The organism is Pseudoroseicyclus tamaricis, from assembly GCF_012070395.1.
Taxonomy (GTDB): Bacteria; Pseudomonadota; Alphaproteobacteria; order Rhodobacterales; family Rhodobacteraceae; genus Pseudoroseicyclus_A; species Pseudoroseicyclus_A tamaricis.
Window position 1 is genome coordinate 1243579 of the sequence record NZ_JAAFYS010000001.1, and the last position, 18130, is coordinate 1261708.

At 69.8% G+C, this 18130-nt stretch carries 14 protein-coding genes; 8 read left to right on the top strand and 6 right to left on the bottom strand.

What is annotated here, in order from left to right; translation table 11 throughout:
• The gene (locus GY170_RS05630) at positions 1–2517 is read left to right on the top strand and encodes a penicillin-binding protein 1A (protein ID WP_163890779.1); all 2517 of its coding nucleotides are present in this window, start codon (positions 1–3) and stop codon (positions 2515–2517) included.
• A gap of 98 nt (positions 2518–2615) precedes the next feature.
• Positions 2616–3737, top strand: a complete 1122-nt coding sequence (gene prfB, locus GY170_RS05635) for a peptide chain release factor 2 (protein WP_163890781.1) — start codon at positions 2616–2618, stop codon at positions 3735–3737.
• Positions 3738–3832: 95 nt separating this feature from the next.
• On the opposite strand, the gene GY170_RS05640 is transcribed toward prfB, so the two are convergent.
• A complete protein-coding gene (locus tag GY170_RS05640) occupies positions 3833–4153 on the bottom strand; it encodes a hypothetical protein (RefSeq protein WP_163890783.1) in 321 nt (106 codons plus the stop codon).
• A 70-nt stretch (positions 4154–4223) separates the two neighbouring features.
• Here GY170_RS05640 and GY170_RS05645 point away from each other — a divergent pair, with 70 nt between their 5' ends.
• The gene (locus GY170_RS05645) at positions 4224–5579 is read left to right on the top strand and encodes an amidase (protein WP_163890784.1); all 1356 of its coding nucleotides are present in this window, start codon (positions 4224–4226) and stop codon (positions 5577–5579) included.
• Positions 5580–5739: 160 nt separating this feature from the next.
• On the opposite strand, the gene GY170_RS05650 is transcribed toward GY170_RS05645, so the two are convergent.
• The 3 genes from GY170_RS05650 to GY170_RS05660 all read right to left on the bottom strand — a co-directional run bounded on the left by GY170_RS05650 (position 5740) and on the right by GY170_RS05660 (position 8230).
• Complete coding sequence (locus GY170_RS05650) at positions 5740–6231, bottom strand: bactofilin family protein (protein WP_163890786.1); 492 nt, start codon at positions 6229–6231, stop codon at positions 5740–5742.
• Positions 6221–7531, bottom strand: coding sequence for a M23 family metallopeptidase (locus tag GY170_RS05655; RefSeq protein ID WP_235937798.1), 1311 nt, complete (start codon positions 7529–7531; stop codon positions 6221–6223). Before GY170_RS05655 ends, GY170_RS05650 begins: the two co-directional genes overlap by 11 nt.
• Before the next feature lie 222 nt (positions 7532–7753).
• Positions 7754–8230 (bottom strand): peroxiredoxin, encoded by a 477-nt coding sequence (locus GY170_RS05660; protein WP_163890788.1) that lies wholly within the window; start codon positions 8228–8230, stop codon positions 7754–7756.
• A gap of 70 nt (positions 8231–8300) precedes the next feature.
• Between GY170_RS05660 and GY170_RS05665 the strand changes: the two genes are divergently transcribed.
• The 5 genes from GY170_RS05665 (at position 8301) to lpdA (ending at position 16436) form a co-directional block, all read left to right on the top strand.
• On the top strand, positions 8301–11606 hold the full coding sequence (locus tag GY170_RS05665; protein ID WP_163890790.1) for a DUF3971 domain-containing protein: 3306 nt from the start codon (positions 8301–8303) through the stop codon (positions 11604–11606).
• Positions 11603–12625, top strand: coding sequence for a tRNA preQ1(34) S-adenosylmethionine ribosyltransferase-isomerase QueA (gene queA / locus GY170_RS05670; RefSeq protein WP_163890792.1), 1023 nt, complete (start codon positions 11603–11605; stop codon positions 12623–12625). The genes GY170_RS05665 and queA overlap by 4 nt, the downstream gene beginning before the upstream one ends.
• Before the next feature lie 151 nt (positions 12626–12776).
• Positions 12777–14144, top strand: a complete 1368-nt coding sequence (locus tag GY170_RS05675; RefSeq protein WP_163890794.1) for an MFS transporter — start codon at positions 12777–12779, stop codon at positions 14142–14144.
• A gap of 69 nt (positions 14145–14213) precedes the next feature.
• Positions 14214–14804, top strand: coding sequence for a DUF924 family protein (locus GY170_RS05680; RefSeq protein ID WP_163890796.1), 591 nt, complete (start codon positions 14214–14216; stop codon positions 14802–14804).
• A 237-nt stretch (positions 14805–15041) separates the two neighbouring features.
• The gene (gene lpdA, locus GY170_RS05685; protein WP_163890798.1) at positions 15042–16436 is read left to right on the top strand and encodes a dihydrolipoyl dehydrogenase; all 1395 of its coding nucleotides are present in this window, start codon (positions 15042–15044) and stop codon (positions 16434–16436) included.
• A gap of 44 nt (positions 16437–16480) precedes the next feature.
• Here lpdA and GY170_RS05690 read toward each other — a convergent pair whose 3' ends face one another.
• Together GY170_RS05690 and GY170_RS05695 are read right to left on the bottom strand one after the other, a co-directional pair.
• Entirely contained in the window at positions 16481–17134 is a 654-nt protein-coding gene (locus tag GY170_RS05690) for a HupA family protein (RefSeq protein WP_163890799.1), read from the bottom strand.
• A 175-nt stretch (positions 17135–17309) separates the two neighbouring features.
• Complete coding sequence (locus tag GY170_RS05695; RefSeq protein WP_163890800.1) at positions 17310–17930, bottom strand: hypothetical protein; 621 nt, start codon at positions 17928–17930, stop codon at positions 17310–17312.
• Positions 17931–18130: the final 200 nt, after the last annotated feature.

Below are 18130 nucleotides of genomic sequence, written 5' to 3' on the forward strand. Positions count from 1 at the left end.
ATGTTCAGATTCATCTTTTCGTTCTTCGGCGGCATCTTCTCGTTGCTGACCCTGGGCGCCATCATGGCCGGTCTCGGCCTTGGTGGCATCTTCTATGCCTACGGGCGCGACCTGCCGAGCATCGAGGTGCTGGCCCAGTACACGCCAGCGACCATCTCCCGCGTCTACTCGGCCGAGGGGCGGATCATCGACGAATTCGCCACCGAGCGGCGCATCTTCGTGCCCGCCGAGGAGATCCCCGATACGGTCAAGCACGCCTTCGTCTCGGCGGAGGATCAGAACTTCTACACCCACCCGGGCTATGACGTCCGCGGCATGGCCGCCGCCTTCGTCGATGCGATCGAGAGCCGGGGGCGCGACATCCGCGGCGCCTCCACCATCACCCAGCAGGTGATGAAGAACTTCCTCCTCGACGGCTCGCGCACGGCGGAGCGGAAGATCAAGGAACTGATCCTCGCCACCCGCATCGAGCGGGCGCTCGACAAGGAGCATATCCTCGAGCTCTACCTCAACGAGATCTTCCTCGGGCAGAACTCCTTCGGCGTCGCCGCCGCCGCGCAGACCTATTACAACAAGCCGCTCTCCGACCTGACGCCAGCTGAGGCCGCCTACCTCGCGGCGCTCGCACAGCGGCCCGGCACGCTGCACCCGGTGCGCGACCATGACGACGCCATCGCCCGGCGCAACTACGTGCTGGGGCGGATGGCGGAGGACGGCTACATCACGCAGGACCAGCTGTCGGAGGCCCGCCCCGAGCCGCTCCGCACCGTGCAGTCCGGCGATATCGAGCCCTTCCGCCGCTCGCTGCCGCCGCGCGACTACTTCACCGACGAGATCCGCCGCCAGCTCTCCGCCCGCTACTCGGAGGAGGAGTTCTTCACCGGCGGCCTCTCCGTCCGCGCCACCATCGACCCGGAGCTTCAGGCCGTCGCCGCCCAGGCGCTCCAGCGCGCGCTGGAGGAGTTCGACCGCGGGCAGGGTGTCTGGCGCGGCACCGGCGTGACCCTGCCGGCCGAGGCGCTGGCCGACGAGGAGGCATGGCGCGCCGCGCTGGCCTCCGCCGACGTGCCGCGCGACATCGCTCTCGAGAGCGAGTGGCTGCCGGCCGTCGTCCTCGACATCGCCGACCAGTCCCTCTTCGTCGGGATCGAGGGCGTGCCGCTTGAGGGCGGGGAGCCGCAGGTGGTGCCGCGTGACGACATCTCCTGGCTGCGCGGCGATTTCTTCGACAATTTCGAGGTCGGCGACGTCGTCATGGTCCGCCGGATGATCACCGATTCCGACGGCTCCTTCATCCGCTGGACGCTCCGCCAAGTGCCGGAGATCGAGGGCGCCTTCATGGCGATGGACGTGAACACCGGCCGGGTGCTCGCCATCCAGGGCGGCTTCTCCTACCAGCACTCCGTCTTCAACCGGGCGACGCAGGCCTACCGGCAGCCCGGCTCGGCCTTCAAACCCTTCGTCTATGCCGCCGCACTCGATTCCGGCTACACGCCGGCGACGATCATCGTCGACGCCCCCATCGAGATCACCTCGGGTGGCGAGATCTGGCGCCCGCAGAACGCTTCCAACCAGTTCTACGGCCCCACGCCGCTGCGGACCGGCATCGAGCAGTCGCGGAACCTGATGACCGTGCGCCTCGCGCAGGAAATCGGCATGGACACGGTCGCCGAATATGCCGAGCGCTTCGGCGTCTACGACAACCTGCAGCAGGTCCTCTCCTCCGCCCTCGGAGCCGACGAGACGACGCTGTTCCGCATCGTCGCCGCCTACGCGATGTTCGCCAATGGCGGCGAGCGGGTGGAGCCGACGCTGGTCGACCGCGTGCAGGACCGCTTCGGCAACACGATCTACCGGCACGACCCGCGCTCCTGCGACGATTGCTCGCTGGAGAGCCTGCCGCCCGGCGAGGCGCCGCACATCCGCTCCAACCGCGACCGGATCATGAACGCGGTGACGGCATACCAGCTCACCTCGATGATGGAGGGCGTGGTGCAGCGCGGCACCGCGGCGCGCGCCATCAACCTGCCGGTGCCGATCGCCGGCAAGACCGGCACCACCAACGACGCCAAGGACGTGTGGTTCGTCGGCTTCTCCTCCAACATCGCGGCGGGCTGCTACATCGGCTACGACACGCCCCGTTCCATCCCCGGCGGCTCCGGCGGCGGCGTCTGTGCGCCGGTGTTCCAGGAGTTCATGGCCGAGGCGATCCAGTCCTACGGTGGCGGGCCCTTCAACGTCCCCGCCGATTGCCAGTTCATCAAGATCGACCGCTTCACCGGCGCCCGCCTGCCGAGCAGCGCCTCGGGCCCGAACGTCGTGGCCGAGTGCTTCCGCGCCGGCGAGGAGCCGCTCTTCGGCATCACCTTCGACGGCGGCTTCGCCATGGCGGCCGACCTGCCGCTGGTGGACGAGGTGCGTGCCAGCTCGCGGAACGTGACCACCTCCACGGGTGAGACGGCGACGGTGGGGCCGAAGCCCTCCTACGGCGCCCTCTCCTCCGGCGGCCTCTACTAGCCCGCTCTCCGCCCCTGCCGGGCCGGCTCGCCCGGCCCGGCGCTTGCCGCCTTGCGCCGTGGGCGGTATCAGGCCCGGACCAACCAGACAGGTGCCCCATGCGCGCAGAGACGCGAGATCATATCGAGGCGATCGAGAAGTCGCTCGACCTCTATGCCAAGCGGATCGGCTGGGAGACGGCCAAGCACAGGCTGGAGGAGTTCAACGCTCGCGTGGAGGATCCGACCCTCTGGGACGATCCCGCCGGCGCCCAGAAGCTCATGCGCGACCGGCAGATGCTGGTCGACCAGATCGGCGCCTACGAAAGCCTCAAGGGCGATCTCGACATGAACCGCGAGCTCATCGAGATGGGCGAGATGGAGGACGATGCCGAGGTCGTGGCAGAGGCGGAGACGGCCCTGGCCGCCGTCGCAGACCGCGCCGCCCAGAAGGAGCTGGAGGCCCTGCTCGACGGTGAGGCCGACGGCAACGACACCTTCCTGGAGATCAACGCCGGCGCCGGCGGCACCGAGGCCTGCGACTGGGCGCAGATGCTGCAGCGGATGTATGTCCGCTGGGCCGAGGCGCATGGCTACGAGGTGGAGATGCAGTCGGAGGAGGCCGGCGCCGAAGCCGGCATCAAATCCGTCGCCTACAAGATCTCGGGCAAGAACGCCTATGGCTGGCTGAAGTCCGAGAGCGGCGTCCACCGGCTCGTCCGCATCTCGCCCTTCGGCAAGGGCACCCGGGAGACATCCTTCGCCTCCGTCTGGGTCTACCCGGTGGTGGACGAGAACATCGACATCGACGTGAACCCCTCCGACATCCGGGTGGACACCTTCCGCTCCTCCGGCGCCGGCGGCCAGCACGTGAACACGACCGACTCGGCGGTGCGGATCACCCACATGCCGACGGGGATCGTCACGACCTCCTCGATGAAGTCGCAGCACCAGAACCGCGAGATCGCGATGAACGCCCTCAAGGCCCGGCTCTACCAGATGGAGCTCGACCGCCGCACGGCCGACATCAATGCCGCGCACGAGGCCAAGGGCTCCGCCGGCTGGGGCAACCAGATCCGCTCCTACGTCCTGCAGCCCTACCAGATGGTGAAGGACCTGCGGACCAACCACGAGACCTCCGACACCTCCGGCGTGCTCGACGGCGACCTCGACGGCTTCATGGCCGCCACGCTCGCCCAGCAGCTCACCGGCAAGTCCCGCGCCGAAGCCGGCGCCGACTGAGGCTCTCGCCCTTTTTCAAATACTCCCGGGGGGGGGGCCGCAGGCGGGGGGCAGCGCCCCCCTCCGCCCTCACCCGGCGCGCCGGGCGTCCGCCTCTAGGGGCTCGCGGGGTTGGCCAAGGTCGCCTCGTACACGATCTCGATCACCGTGGGGCTGGTTTGCTCCGGCGCCCTCAGCACCTGGCAGAAGTGGTCGTCATTGAGCTGCGCGCCGGCCACTCCTGCATCGGGATCGTCGACCTCTGCCTGAATAGGCAGCGCCTCCCCCCGGATGGAGAGGGTCAGCCCCGACCAGCAGCCCCAGTCCCATTGGTATCCGCTCGGGTTCCGGGCGATGATATCCTCGACATTGGCGCCATGCTCCGATCGCGGGGCGGCGCTGTCCAGCTCATAGATGGTGAGTTTGTATGTGCTCATGCCGTCCCGCCCGCTCCGACCGGCCATGCCTGACCGATGTGTTCTGCCGAGCCGCTGAGGGGGGCCGGCCATGAGCGATCTCACCCGCCGCTCCGCCACCGAGCTCTCCACCATGCTCTCGCGCCGCGAGGTCTCCGTCGCCGAGGTGATGGAGGCGCATCTAGCCGTCATCGCCGAGCGGAACCCGGGGCTGAACGCCCTCGTCTCCCTCGCCGAGCCGGAGGTGCTGATGGCCGAGGCGCGTGCGGCGGACGATGCCGAGCCGCGCGGGCCGCTCCATGGCCTGCCGCTGGCGGTGAAGGATCTCGCCAACGCCGCCGACTTCCCCACCTCCATGGGCTCTCCGATGTTCGCCGGCCAGATGGCCGAGCATGACGACCTGCACGTCGCGCGTCTGCGCGCCGCCGGTGCCATCGTCATCGGCAAGAGCAACGTGCCGGAGTTCGGCCTCGGCTCGCACAGCTACAACCCGGTCTTCGGCGTCACCCGCAACCCGGGCGAGCCGTCCCTCTCCGCCGGCGGCTCCTCCGGCGGGGCCGCGGCGGCGCTGGCGACGGGCATGGTGCCGCTCGCCGACGGGTCGGACATGATGGGCAGCCTGCGCAACCCCGCCGGCTGGTGCGGCATCTGGTCCCTCCGGCCGAGCTGGGGGCTGGTGCCGGGCGAGCCGGAGGGGGACCTCTTCCTCCACCAGCTCTCCACCCTCGGGCCCATGGGGCGCACGCCGGCGGACGTGGAGCTGATGCTCTCCGTCATCGCGGGGCCCGACCGGCACCAGCCGGTGGGCGGCGGCTACTACCGCTCGCTGCCGGGCGAGTCGCCGGTGGGGGACAGGATCGGCTGGCTGGGAGACTGGGACAGCGCCCTGCCGATGGAGGAGGGCGTGCTGCGCGCCTGCGAATACCAGCTCGCCCGCCTCACGGATGCCGGCGCCAGCGTCGTCTCCGTCGCCGCGCCCTTCCCGGCGGAGGCGCTGTGGGAGAGTTGGACAACTCTGCGCTCTTTCGCCGTCGCCGGCAGCCTCGGCGCCCTGCTTGCTCAGGAGGGTGCGGAGCTCAAGCCGGAGGCGGTGTGGGAGATCGAGCGCGGCCTCGCCCTGACCGCCTCCGAGGTGCTGCGCGCCTCGGCGATCCGGTCGGACTGGTACCGCCGCGCGGTGAGGCTCTTCGAGACGCATGACATGCTGGCGCTGCCGACGGCCCAGTGCTTCCCGTTCCCGGCGGAGTGGGACTGGCCGAAGGAGATCGCGGGGCAGGGGATGGACAGCTATCACCGCTGGATGGAGGTCGTCGTGCCCGCCTCGCTGATCGGCCTGCCAGTGGTGACGATGCCGATTCCCGGCCGGCGGATGGGGCTGCAGCTCATCGGCCCGAAGGGCAGCGACGCCCGCCTCCTCGCCTTCGCCCGCCGCTACGTCTCCCGCTGAGGGGCCCGGGCCGGCGTCTTCGGTTGCCCGAGGCCAGCCAGCCGGCCCGTGAGCACCAGCGCTCAGCGGGTCACGACCCCGGGTCGTCCACAACCCGCACCCCCGAAACACAGAAGGCCCCGCGGGGGGCGGGGCCTTCTGGATAGCTCCGGGAAGAGGCTTACTCGGCCGCTTCCGTCGTCTTCGGCTTCGGCAGGGACTTGGCGGTCTGGCCGGAGAGCGGATCGTCCTGGCGTTGCACCGAGCCCTCGAAATGGGCGCCGGATTCGATGGCGATGGTCTTGTGGATGATATCCCCCTCGACGCGGGCGGAGGAGGTGAGGCGCACCTTTAGGCCGCGCACCCGGCCGACGATACGGCCGTGGATCACCACGTCATCGGCGACAAGCTCGCCCTTGACCGTCGCGCCTTCGCCGATCGTGAGCAGGTGGGCACGGATATCGCCCGAGACGTTGCCCTCGATCTGGATGTCGCCCGTCGTCTTGATGTTGCCCTCGATCACCAGATCGGGGGAGAGGACGGATGCGGGCGGCTTCTGCTTCGGCGTCACTGGGCGAGACTCTCCTGTCGGTGCGGGGGTGGGCGCGCTGGTCTGCGTGGGGGCGTCGCCAGCCTTCGGCCCGGGTTCGTTGATCTTGCTTTTAGAAAACATCTTGGCCAGCTCGTATGTAGATCATGGGATTGATCGGTTCACCGCCGACACGCACCTCGTAGTGCAGGTGGGGGCCGGTCGACCTTCCAGAATTTCCCATATCACCGATATGCTCGCCTTGCGAGACTCTTTGCCCCACTTGCACATCAATGGCATTGAGATGCCCGAAGCGCGTCTCGATCCCGAACTCGTGGCGGATCTTGATGAGCCGCCCGTAGCCGGAGGACCAGCCGGCATGGGTCACCACGCCATCGGCGGTGGCATAGATGGGCGTGCCGACGGGCCCGGCCATGTCGACGCCCTCGTGCATCCGACCCCAGCGCTGCCCGAAGGGCGAGGTGTAGCGGAAGCTGTCGCGCACCGGCATCGAGAACGGCGCCTTCTGGGCGGCGATGCGGTAGAGGTTGATCCGGTCGAGCGAGGAGAGGATGCCGTTGGCGCGCAGCGTCGAGGTATCCGGCGCCTCGTTCATGGTGGAGAAGGCGAGCGGCGTCAGCGGCCCGCCGGTGCCGGAATAGCCGCGGCGCACGGCGGTGATCATGTCGTCGGGGTCCATGCCGGCGGCGCGGAACATGTCGTCCAGCGGCTCGACGGAGACGTTCATCGCCTCTTCGAGCTGGCGGAAGATCTCGTCGTTGCGATCCTCCATCAGCCGCAGCTCCAGCTCAAGTTCAGCGGCGTGGGAGAGGGCGAAATCGGCGTCGGCGGCGATGATGTCCCGCTCTTCGGCGGTGCGGGCGAGGGCGTCGGAGAGTATCTCGACTGTGCCCGTCATCTCGTCGGCGGCGGCGGCGAGGATGGGCGCCCCGTCTGGGCCGCCGGTCAGGCCGTCGACTTCCGCCAGCGCATCGTCGCGCTCGTTCATCACCCGCAGCAGGGTCGCCTGCACCACGTCGAGGCCGCGCTCGGCCTCGCGGCGGCGATCCTCGAGGCTGAGGATCTCGCTCTGCATGGTGGAGATCTGGTCGAGGGCGGAGGCGAAGCGCTCCTGCGCGGCGACGGCCTCCTGCGCGCGCATGTCGCGCTCTTCGGAGAGGGCGTTCAGCCGGTCCTCGTAGAGCACCCTGTCCCGCTGGGCCTGGGCGCGGAAGTTGCCGGCGCCGATGGAATCCATCAGCAGGATGGCGGTGGCGATGATCGCCCAGCCGACGAGCAGCGTCGCACCGGACCAGATTCCGAGCTGCATGCCCGGGCGGAGGCGGATGAACCGCGTCTCCGAGTCGGATTTCAGGAAGAGTCTGCGTTCGGGGAATCGGCGCTCCATGATGGAATGGATCGCCTGTGCCAGTCGTGATCGCACGCTGTCATATCCCCCTTGCTGTCCCCTCGGGGTGCCGCGATTTAGCAACATCCCCACGAAAGCTGTTACCGGCCGTGTTCCAGCCGTGCAAGCGCAGGGCGAATCTCATGCGCTCTTCCGCCGGGAATCCGCAAGTATCGGCAATTTCTCGCGCATCCGGCGTCGATGGTTCGAGGAGGAGCTCCCGCGCCTGCAACAAGGCCCTTGCACAGCGCGCGCCGCTCAGAGCTGGCGCGCCGCCTCCAGAACCGCCTCGGGGTGCCCGGCGATTCGGCTCACCGTCCAGCCTTCGGCGACCTTCCCGTCGTCCCCGACGAGGAAGGTCGAGCGGATCATGCCCATGTAGCGCTTGCCGAAATTCACCTTCTCGCCCCAGACGCCGAAGGCCTCCGCCGCTGCGCCCTCGGGATCGCTGAGGAGCGGCAGGCGCAGGCCCTGCTTCTCGATGAACTTCGCGTGGCTGGCGAGGCTGTCGGTGGAGATCCCGTAAAGACGGCAGCCGGCGGCGGCGAACTCGTCGGCGAGCTCCGAGAAGGCCTTCAGCTCGTTCGTGCAGGTCGGCGTCGCGTCGCGGGGGTAGAAGATCAGCGCGGCGCGGCTGAGCTCGGACAGGCGGACGGGCGCGCCGTCGCTGCTCTCCAGCGTCAGGTCGGGCAGGGCGGCACCGGGGGCGAGCGGCTCGGGCGTCGTCTCGGGCATCGTCATCCTCGCTTTGCTGCAGCTGCCGACGTGCTCTAGGCTCGCCGGGGGGATGTCAACAGGCGAGGGCATGGCGATAGACAGCGAGGCGCGGCAGGCGCCGGCGGGGCCCGGGCAGGGGGGCACCGCGCCCACGCCACGGCGCCGCCGCTGGCTGATCCTGACGCGCGGCGCCCCCGCGGCCGTCGGCGCCGTGCTGCTGGCCGCGCTGCTGTCGCCGCTCCTGCTCATCGGGCAAGAGGTCTCGGCGCCGAGCTGGGTGGCCCGAAGGGTGGAAGCGGGGGCCGAGGCGGCGCTGGAGGGCGGCGAGATCGCCTTCCGGGAGATGTCGCTGATCGTCGGCGAGGATCTCCACCCCCGCGTCCGCCTCGCCGGCGCCCGGCTCAGCGATGCCGGCGGGCGCGAGGTGGCGGTGATCCCGCAGATCGACATGCTCTTCTCCCCCCGCGGCCTGCTGCTGGAGCGGGAGCTGCTGGTGCAGGAGGTGGTGATAACGGGGGCCGAGCTCTCCCTCCGCCGCGCCGCCAGCGGCGACCTCGCGCTCAGCTTCGGGGAGACGGAAGCCGAAGTGGGGCAGGCGGAGGGATTCACCGGCCTCCTCGCCGGCTTCGACGCGCTCTTCGACCGCCCGGCGCTGGCGGCGCTGGAGGCGGTGCGCGCCGAGGGGCTGGTGGTCAACTACCAAGACAGCCGCGCCGGCCGCTCCTGGGTCGTCGATGGCGGGCGGCTGGCGCTGGAGGTGGCGGACGGGCAGACGCGGCTGACAGGCGACCTCGCCCTCCTCTCCGGGCGCGCCTATGTCACCACGCTGGCGCTGGAGTATCGCAGCGCCCGGGGCAGCCCCGCTGCCGAGATCGCGCTTGACCTGCGCGACGTTGCCGCCCGCGACATCGCCACGCAGAGCCCGGCGCTCTCGTGGCTCGGCCTGCTCGACGCGCCGCTCTCTGCCCGGCTCACCGGTTCGGTCACCGAGGCGGGGGCGCTCGGGCCGCTGGCGGCGGAACTCTCCATTGGGGCCGGCACGCTCAGCCCCGATCCGGCGGCGCCCGGCATCCCCTTTCAGGCGGCCAGCGCCGCGCTCGCCTTCGATGCCGCCAGCGGGGCGCTGGCCTTCTCGCGGGTGGAGCTGCTGAGCGACTGGGGCCGCGTACAGGCGGAGGGGGAGACGTGGCTGGAAGGGATGGAGGACGGCTTGCCCTCGGGCCTGACGGGGCAGTTCCGCCTCTCCGACTCGAGCCTCAACCTCGCCGGCCTCCTCCCCGCGCCGCTGGAGCTGGACGAGGCCCATGCGACGATCCGGCTGGGGCTGGAGCCCTTTCGGCTGGAGGTGGCGGAGGCAGGGATGACCCTCTCCGCCGGCCCGCGCCTCACGGGGGCGGGGGAGGTGGCCGTGGCGCCGGAGGGCTGGCGCGTCTCGGCCGATGCCCACCTGCCGCGCCTGACGATGGCCGAGGCGCGCGCCCTCTGGCCGCCGGACGCCGCCGCTACCCTGCGCGGCTGGGTGGTGGAGAACATCCCCGAAGGCACCCTCACCGATGTCGCCGCCGGCCTCGCCCTCCGCCCAGGCGCGCCGCCGCGGATGCAGGTGACGGCGGGCTTCGAGGCGGCGACGATCCGTGCCGTCAGCACCTACCCGCCCATCACCGGCGGCGCCGGGGCGCTGACCTTCGATGGCGGATCGATGACCGTCCTGCTGGAGGAGGGGTTCGTCAGCCCGCCGCAGGGCGGGCGGCTGGACATGGCGGGCACCAGCTTCTCGATGCCCGACATCTCCATCGACCCGCGCCCGATCGAGGTGCGCCTCGCCGCCGCGGGCAGCATCACCGCCGGGCTGTCGCTGCTCGACCAGCCGCCCTTCGAGTTCCTCACCAAGGCCAATCGCCCGGTGACGCTGGCCGACGGGCGGATGCGCGCCTGGGGCGTGATCCGCATGCCGCTGACCACCCGCCCGCCGCCCGGCTCCGTCACCTACGAGATCGAGGCGGCGCTGAGCGAGGTGGTGAGCGACCAGCTCGTCCCCGGGCGGGAGCTGCGCACCTCCGCCCTCAACCTGACGGTGGACAACGACGCGCTGCGCATCGGCGGGCCGGCGCGGATCGGCGCCGCGCCCTTCACCTTCGCCTGGCGGCTCCCCATCGTGCCGCGCGGCGCGCCGCGGCCGGTGGCAGAGCTGACGGCTGACGTGACGATCAACCCCGCCGTGCTCGACGAGTTCGACATCGCGCTGCCGCCCGGCACCGTCGTCGGCGAGGGGGCGGGCGACCTCGCCGTCTCCTTGCCGCCGGGTGGGCCGCCGGCCTTCCGGCTGACGTCGGACCTCGCCGGCCTCACCGTGGCCATCCCGCAGGTCGGCTGGCGCAAGCCGGCGGGCACGGCGGGGCGGCTGGAGCTCTCCGGCACGCTGGGCGATGTACCGCAGGTGGAGGGGCTGCTCCTGACGGCGCCGGGGCTGGATGTGCGGGGAGCCGTCTCTCTCAACGCCGAGGGCGGCCTCGCCCGCGCCCGCTTCGACCGGCTGCAGGTCGGCGGATGGCTGGATGCGCCAGTGGATCTCGTCGGCCGCGGCGCCGGGCTGCCGGCGCAGGTGGAGATGCGCGGCGGCACGCTGGACCTCGGCCGCGCCGAGTTCGCCAGCGGCGCCGAGAGCGGGCCCCTGGAGGTGGCGCTCGACCGGCTGCAGGTGACGGACGAGATCGCCCTCACCGGCTTCCAGGGCAGCTTCGGCGCTGGCCTCTCGGGGCAGTTCGCCGCCCTCGTCAACGGCGGGCAGGAGGTCGCCGGCGCCACCGAGCCGACGGCGGAGGGGCTGGCGGTGCGCCTGCGCTCCGCCGATGCCGGGGCGGTGCTGCGCAGCCTCGACCTCTTCGAGACGGCGGTGGGCGGCGCGCTCGACCTCGTGCTGCTGCCGGCCGAGGGCGAGGGCAGCTATGACGGCTCGCTCACAGTCACCGACATCCGCCTGCAGGACGCGCCGGCGATGGCGGCGCTGCTCGACGCCGTCTCCGTCGTCGGTGCGCTGCAGCAGCTCGGCGGGCAGGGGCTGGTCTTCGACGAGGTGGAGGCGGCGTTCCGGCTCGATCCGGGGCTGATCACCCTGCGGCAGGCCAGCGCCGTGGGGCCCGGCCTTGGCATCTCTCTGGACGGCTATTACAGCACCGCCTCCAGGATCATGGATTTTCAGGGCGTCGTGTCACCGTTCTACTTCATCAATTCCATCGGCTCGGTGCTGACGCGGCCGGGCGAGGGGCTGATCGGCTTCAACTTCACGCTCGCCGGCCCGGTGAGCGAGCCGGCGGTGGCGGTGAACCCGCTCTCCGTCCTGACGCCCGGCATGTTCCGCGAGATCTTCCGCCGCCCGCCGCCGGAGGCCGAATGAAGCTCTCCGATTTCGACTTCCACCTGCCGGAGGAACTGATCGCGACCCGCCCGGCGCGCCCCCGCTCCTCCGCCCGGCTGCTGCATGCCGAGGGCGGGCAGCTGGCGGACCGGCATGTCTTCGATCTGCCCGGCATCCTGCGGGCCGGGGACCTGCTCGTGCTCAACGACACCCGGGTGATCCCGGCGCGGCTGACCGGCACACGCCGGCGGGGCGAGGCGGAGGCGCGGATCGAGGTGACGCTGGCGGCGCCGAAGGGCGAGGGGCTCTGGACGGCGCTGGTCAAGCCGCTGCGCAAGTGGCGCGAGGGCGAGCGGGTGGTCTTCTCTCCCCGCCTTTCGGCGGGGCTCGAGGGGCGCGAGGGGGAGATGGCCGTGATCCGGCTGGAGGCAGAGGGCGACCTCGACGCCGCCCTCGCCGAGGCCGGCGCCATGCCGCTGCCGCCCTACATCGCCAGCCGCCGCCCGGCGGACGAGGCCGACCGGCAGGATTACCAGACGATCTGGGCCGCCCGCGCCGGCGCCGTCGCGGCTCCGACCGCCTCCCTCCATTTCGACGCGCCGCTGATGGCGGCGCTGGAGGCGGCGGGGGTCGAGCGGACCCACGTGACGCTGCATGTCGGCGCCGGGACCTTCCTGCCGGTGAAGGTCGACGACGTCTCCGAGCACCGGATGCATGCCGAGTGGGGCGAGGTCGGCGCCGAGGCCGCCGCCGCCATCGCCCGGGCCAAGGCCGAGGGGCGGCGGGTCATCCCCGTCGGCACCACGGCGCTGCGGCTGATCGAGGCGGCGGAGGGGAAGGTCTGGGACGGCGAGACGGATATCTTCATCCGCCCCGGCTACCGCTTCCGCGTCGCCGACGGGCTGATGACGAATTTCCATCTGCCCAAATCGACGCTGATGATGCTGGTCTCCGCCCTGATGGGCCGCGAGCGGGTGATGGAGCTTTACGCCCACGCCATAGAGGAGGGGTACCGTTTCTTCTCCTACGGGGATTCGTCGCTGCTGATCCCAGATTGACCGTGGCGCCGGCCCTGCCGGGCTGTCTTCCGCCCCAAGGGTTGGGCGGGGAGTTGCCGGTGCCTCGTCCCGTAGCGACAGATATGGTCGCGTCCGGCCAAGTGCGTTAGGGCGCGCCGCGAGAGACGGGGGAGACGAAAGGACCACCACCATGCTCACCGTGCTGCGCTCTTCCTGGCCGCTCTTCATCGGCCTCTTCATGATGATGATCGGCAATGGCCTGCAGGGGACCCTGCTGGGCCTGCGCGGTGCGATGGAGGAGTTCTCCACCTCCACCATGTCCTACGTCATGGCCTGCTATTTCGCCGGCTTCCTCTTCGCCAGCCGCATCGCGCCGCGGCTGATCCGCAACGTCGGGCACGTGCGGGTCTTCGCGGCGCTGGGCTCGGCCATCTCCGCCATCCTCATCCTCTACCCGACGCTGGTGGAGCCCTGGGCCTGGATGCTGGGGCGCGCCGTCATCGGCTTCTGCTTCTGCGGCGTCTACATCACCTGCGAGAGCTGGCTGAACGACAGCGCCACGAACGAGACGCGGGGCACCTCGCTGTCGCTCTACATGATCGTGCAGCTCGCCGGGATCGTCGTGGCGCAGTACATCGTGCTGCTCGGCGATATCGGCGGCTACGTGCTCTTCATCATCCCCTCGATGCTGGTGTCGCTCGCCTTCGCGCCGATCCTGCTCTCCGTCGGCACGGTGCCGGCCTTCGCGCAGACCAAGCCCCTGCCCCTGGCCCGGCTGATCTCCGCCTCGCCGCTTGCGGCGGTGGGGATGTTCCTGCTCGGCGGCGTCTTCGCGGCGCAGTTCGGCATGGCGGCCGTCTACGGCGCGCAGGCGGGAATGACCGTGCCGCAGATCTCGACGATGATCTCGGCGATCTACATCGCGGCGCTGGCGCTGCAGTACCCGATCGGCTGGCTGTCCGACCGCATGGATCGGCGCAAGCTGATCATCTACATCGCCCTCGCCGGCGGCATCGTGGGCCTGCTCGGCATGATCCTGCCCGGCAGCTTCATCTTCGCGGTGATCGCTGCCGCCGCCATCGGCGGCGCCTCCAACCCGCTCTACGCGCTGCTCATCGCCTACGGGAACGACTACCTCGACCGGGAGGACATGGCCGCCGCCTCCGGCGGCTTCCTCTTCGTGAACGGCGTCGGCGCCGTCTTCGGCCCGATCCTCGTCGGCTGGGTGATGGAGCAGTTCGGCCCCGGCGGCTACTGGGCCTACATGTCGCTGCTGCTGCTCGCTCTGGCGGCCTACGGCCTTTACCGGATGACGCAGCGCGAGCGCTCGGCCGAGACGGTGGCGGACCAGGTGCCCTATGCGCCGGTCCTCGCCAACGCCAGCCCGCTTGTCGCCGAGATGGCGCAGGAGGCCTACATCGAGGCCGAGGAGGAGGCGCAAGCGGAGGCCGCCGAGGCGCAGAGTGGCGCGGAAAAGGGCGAAGATGGCTCCCCGCTGCCGAAAGACCCCGCGTTTGATGACGCAAAGGCAACAGATAAGCCGGGCGGGGATGCCTGACTGGACGCATAAGGGGGTGCGTGCCACATCTGTGGGCCAAGCGAAGATTGCTTGTGCAGAGGTGACGCCATGTCCGGTCCCGACGACGTCCTGAAATTCTGGCTCGACGAATGCTCGCCGAAGGATTGGTACGGCGGCGGCCCCGAGCTGGATGCCGAGATCACCGAGCGCTTCCAGGGCCTGTGGAGCAACGTCATGGACGGGATCGGCAGCCTCTGGCTGACCTATCCCTCCGGCTGCCTCGCCTACATCATCCTGACCGACCAGTTCCCGCGGAACATGTTCCGCGGCACGTCGCGCGCCTTCGCCTCCGACCATCTGGCGCTGGAGGCGGCGATCTCGGCCATCGGGCAGGATTACGACCTGCGCATCGATGCGCCGGCGCGCTGCTTCTTCTACATGCCGCTGGAGCATTCGGAGAACCACTTCCACCAGGACCGCGCCGTGCGGCTCTTCAAGGACCGGCTCGACGATTACCCCGAGTACCTGCTGCATGCCTGTGCCCACCGCGAGGTGATCCGCCGCTTCGGCCGCTTCCCCTTCCGCAACGAGGCGCTGGGGCGCACCTCCTCGCCGGAGGAGGCGGACTGGCTGGCCAATGGCGGCTACATGAGCACGGTGAACGCGCTCAGGGAGGAAGAGGCGCACCCCGCCGCCTGACGGCGCAGCGCCGGGCCGCCTCCCGCCCACCCACCCCGGCGCGCCCGGCGCTGGGGACGCGATGCGGCGAGCGCGGGCAAGGGGGGCGGACGGGGAGGGGCGCTGCCCCAGCGACTTGCAAGAGAGCGAGAGGCAGGGGGCGGAGAGCCTTGCGCCCGGCGGATGGCGGGGTTGCCTTTTCGCGCCCCGGCAGATGGTTTAGCGTTGAACCGATTTTGAGCCGGAGGAGAGAGCCGCATGGCCGCCCAGCAATTCGACATGATCGTCATCGGCGCCGGGCCCGGCGGCTACGTCGCCGCCATCCGCGGCGCCCAGCTCGGTCTGAAGGTGGCCTGCGTCGAGCGCGAGCATCTCGGCGGCATCTGCCTCAACTGGGGCTGCATTCCGACCAAGGCGCTGCTGCGCTCCTCCGAAGTCTTCCACCTGATGGAGCGGGCCAAGGACTACGGCCTGAAAGCCGGCGACATCGGCTTCGACCTCGACGCGGTCGTCCAGCGCTCGCGCGGCGTGGCCAAGCAGATGGAGGGCGGTGTGCGCGGCCTTCTGAAGAAGAACAAGGTCACGACCATCATGGGCGAGGCCAAGCTCGCCGGGAAGGGCAAGGTCACCGTCAAGACCAAGGACGGGACGGAGGAGCTGACCTCCAAGGCCATCGTCGTCGCCACCGGCGCCCGCGCCCGTGAGCTGCCGGGGCTGGAGGCGGATGGCGATCTCGTCTGGACCTACCGCCACGCGCTGAAGCCGCCGCGGATGCCGAAAAAGCTCCTCGTCATCGGCTCCGGCGCCATCGGCATCGAATTTGCCAGCTTCTACAACACGCTCGGCGCCGAGACGACGGTCGTCGAGGTGATGGACCGGATCCTGCCGGTGGAGGACGAGGAGATCTCCGCCTTCGCCAAGAAGCAGTTCGCCAAGCAGGGCATGACCATCCTCGAGAAGGCCGGCGTCAAGAAGCTCGACCGCGGCAACGGCAAGGTGACGGCGCATATCGAGCAGGGCGGCAAGGTCACCCAGCACGAGTTCGACACCGTCATCTCCGCCGTGGGCATCGTCGGCAATGTCGAGGGGCTGGGGCTGGAGGAGGCCGGGGTGAAGATCGACCGGAGCCACGTCGTCGTCGACGAGATGTGCCGGACGGGCGCCGAGGGGATCTACGCCATCGGCGACATCGCCGGTGCCCCGTGGCTCGCCCACAAGGCCAGCCACGAGGGCGTCATGGTGGCCGAGCTGGTCGCCGGCGGCCACCCGCACGCCATCAAGCCGGGCACCATCGCCGGCTGCACCTATTGCCAGCCGCAGATCGCCTCTGTCGGGCTGACCGAGGCAAAGGCGAAGGAGGCGGGCTTCGAGGTGAAGGTCGGCCGCTTCCCCTTCATCGGCAACGGCAAGGCCGTGGCGCTGGGTGAGCCGGAGGGGATGGTGAAGACGGTGTTCGACGCGAAGACCGGCGAGCTTCTGGGCGCGCACATGGTCGGTGCCGAGGTGACGGAGCTGATCCAGGGCTACGTCGTCGGCCGCACGCTGGAGACGACGGAAGCCGAGCTGATGGAGACGATCTTCCCGCACCCTACGCTCAGCGAGATGATGCACGAGAGCGTGCTGGCGGCCTACGGGCGGGCGATCCACATCTGAATAAGAAAAGGCGGCCCCGGGGGGCCGCCTTTCCGATCCGGCGTTTAGTCGGCGTGCATAACGCCGCCGAGAGGGATCTCGTTGTCATCCTCGTCGTAAAAAGAACCGCCGATGATACCGAGCATGCTGTTGCCATTCTCGGTGAGTTCGGCGGCCAAGGCGGCATCGACGTAGTATACGTCAACGCCCGATTCTAGAACACCCGCCACGTCGGCATCGATGCCGGCGCCGCTCAGGTCACCGGCGACATAAAGCTCGCCATTGACGTCGAAATACTCAAGTTCGGATTTGCGGGCGCCGAGGTTGTGGAAGCTACCCGTGACGTCTTTTGTGCCAAAATTCACGTCCAAGTCGACGTCGCCGAAGAGTGTGGAGTAATCCCCGCTGCTGTCGATGATTGAGGCGAAGCTGCCGTCGTAATTTGCCGTGCCGTAGGCGGGCAGGCTGGTGGCGACCTCTTGAGCTTCGTTGCGGTAGTTGAATATTTCGAAATCGGTCGCGGCCTCTGGTCCGTAGAAACTGGCGGAGTTAGTCGGAGCCTCGAGGTCGAAGATCGGCCCGGGGACATATGGGCTGGGATCGGCTGGGGCGGGGTCGACTGGAACGGGGTTATTAGGCGTCGGGGTACCCACCCCTGTGGCGGAGCAGGCCGCCGCGACGAGCGGCACGGCGAGGAACGCGTAAGCGGTGAGGCGCATGAGGATGTTCCCTGTGGAATTAAGGTCTGGCCGATCACATGCGCCGCTGTCTCTGCCGGTCAATGTCGGGGCCGCTGTTATTCGATAGCAAATGCCTCCGTGCGCGTTTCGCCCGGCCACTGCCCCGGCCCCGCCCCTATGGAGCGGCGGGGCCGGGCCCGGCCTGGCGGAGGGCCTACCTGTCGGCGGTGAAGATGCCGGACAGGTCGAGATCGCCGGCGCTGCCCTCGAAGGTGCCGAGCACGCCGGACGCGCCGTTGCCGGTCAGCTTGGCGTCGAGCGTGCCGTCGATGACGGCGGTCTCGCTGCCGTCGGAAATCGTGCCAGAGAGATCGCCCGAGATCCGGTGGCCGTGACGGAACGCCCCCTCAAGCTCGAACCCGCCGGAGACGGGGAAGCTGTCGCCGCTCTCCTCGTAGCCGGTGATGCCGTCGAAGCGGCCGCTGACGTCCTGGTTGCCGAAGTTCACCATCAGGGTCGCATCGCCCTGCAGCCCCACCTCCTCTTCGTCATTGCCGAGCGAGCCGGCGAAGCCGCCCCGGTAGGTGCTGGTGCCGCTGACAGGCAGGTTCGTCGCGGCCTGGCCCGTCTCGTTGCGCTGTTGCCAGGCGTCGATTTCCCCCACGATGGCGGGGCCGTAGACCGACGTGTCGGCCGGCAGCTCCAGCTCGTAGAGGCCGTCGGAGAGAATGCCGTCATCCCCGCCCCCGGTCTCGCCGGAGCCGGACCCTGTGCCGGAGCAGGCCGCGAGGGTCAGGCAGGCGCCGGAGATGGCGAGGGTAGTCAGAAACTTCATTGGTCGATCCTTGAGTTGAGTTTGCCCCCGACGGACAGCCTAAAAAACGAGCACCGCGTGACCACCCAGAACACGCTCTGTTGACGCAACGGCAGGCAGCGGTGACGCCGCATCTCGCGCCAGCACGCCGGCCGCACGCCAATATGTTCCCTTAACGTTCTGTTCATGGTTGGAGACTCGGCGACAGGCGACTATGTGTT

What these genes read in the sequence shown, in the direction of transcription:
- queA (WP_163890792.1), top strand. Translation starts at nt 11,603, where the DNA reads ATGAAGCTCTCCGATTTCGACTTCCACCTGCCGGAGGAACTGATCGCG.
- GY170_RS05690 (WP_163890799.1), bottom strand. Translation starts at nt 17,134, where the DNA reads ATGCGCCTCACCGCTTACGCGTTCCTCGCCGTGCCGCTCGTCGCGGCG.
- GY170_RS05695 (WP_163890800.1), bottom strand. Translation starts at nt 17,930, where the DNA reads ATGAAGTTTCTGACTACCCTCGCCATCTCCGGCGCCTGCCTGACCCTC.
- GY170_RS05660 (WP_163890788.1), bottom strand. Translation starts at nt 8,230, where the DNA reads ATGCCCGAGACGACGCCCGAGCCGCTCGCCCCCGGTGCCGCCCTGCCC.
- GY170_RS05640 (WP_163890783.1), bottom strand. Translation starts at nt 4,153, where the DNA reads ATGAGCACATACAAACTCACCATCTATGAGCTGGACAGCGCCGCCCCG.
- GY170_RS05650 (WP_163890786.1), bottom strand. Translation starts at nt 6,231, where the DNA reads ATGTTTTCTAAAAGCAAGATCAACGAACCCGGGCCGAAGGCTGGCGAC.
- prfB (WP_163890781.1), top strand. Translation starts at nt 2,616, where the DNA reads ATGCGCGCAGAGACGCGAGATCATATCGAGGCGATCGAGAAGTCGCTC.
- GY170_RS05645 (WP_163890784.1), top strand. Translation starts at nt 4,224, where the DNA reads ATGAGCGATCTCACCCGCCGCTCCGCCACCGAGCTCTCCACCATGCTC.
- GY170_RS05675 (WP_163890794.1), top strand. Translation starts at nt 12,777, where the DNA reads ATGCTCACCGTGCTGCGCTCTTCCTGGCCGCTCTTCATCGGCCTCTTC.
- GY170_RS05680 (WP_163890796.1), top strand. Translation starts at nt 14,214, where the DNA reads ATGTCCGGTCCCGACGACGTCCTGAAATTCTGGCTCGACGAATGCTCG.
- GY170_RS05665 (WP_163890790.1), top strand. Translation starts at nt 8,301, where the DNA reads ATGGCGATAGACAGCGAGGCGCGGCAGGCGCCGGCGGGGCCCGGGCAG.
- lpdA (WP_163890798.1), top strand. Translation starts at nt 15,042, where the DNA reads ATGGCCGCCCAGCAATTCGACATGATCGTCATCGGCGCCGGGCCCGGC.
- GY170_RS05630 (WP_163890779.1), top strand. Translation starts at nt 1, where the DNA reads ATGTTCAGATTCATCTTTTCGTTCTTCGGCGGCATCTTCTCGTTGCTG.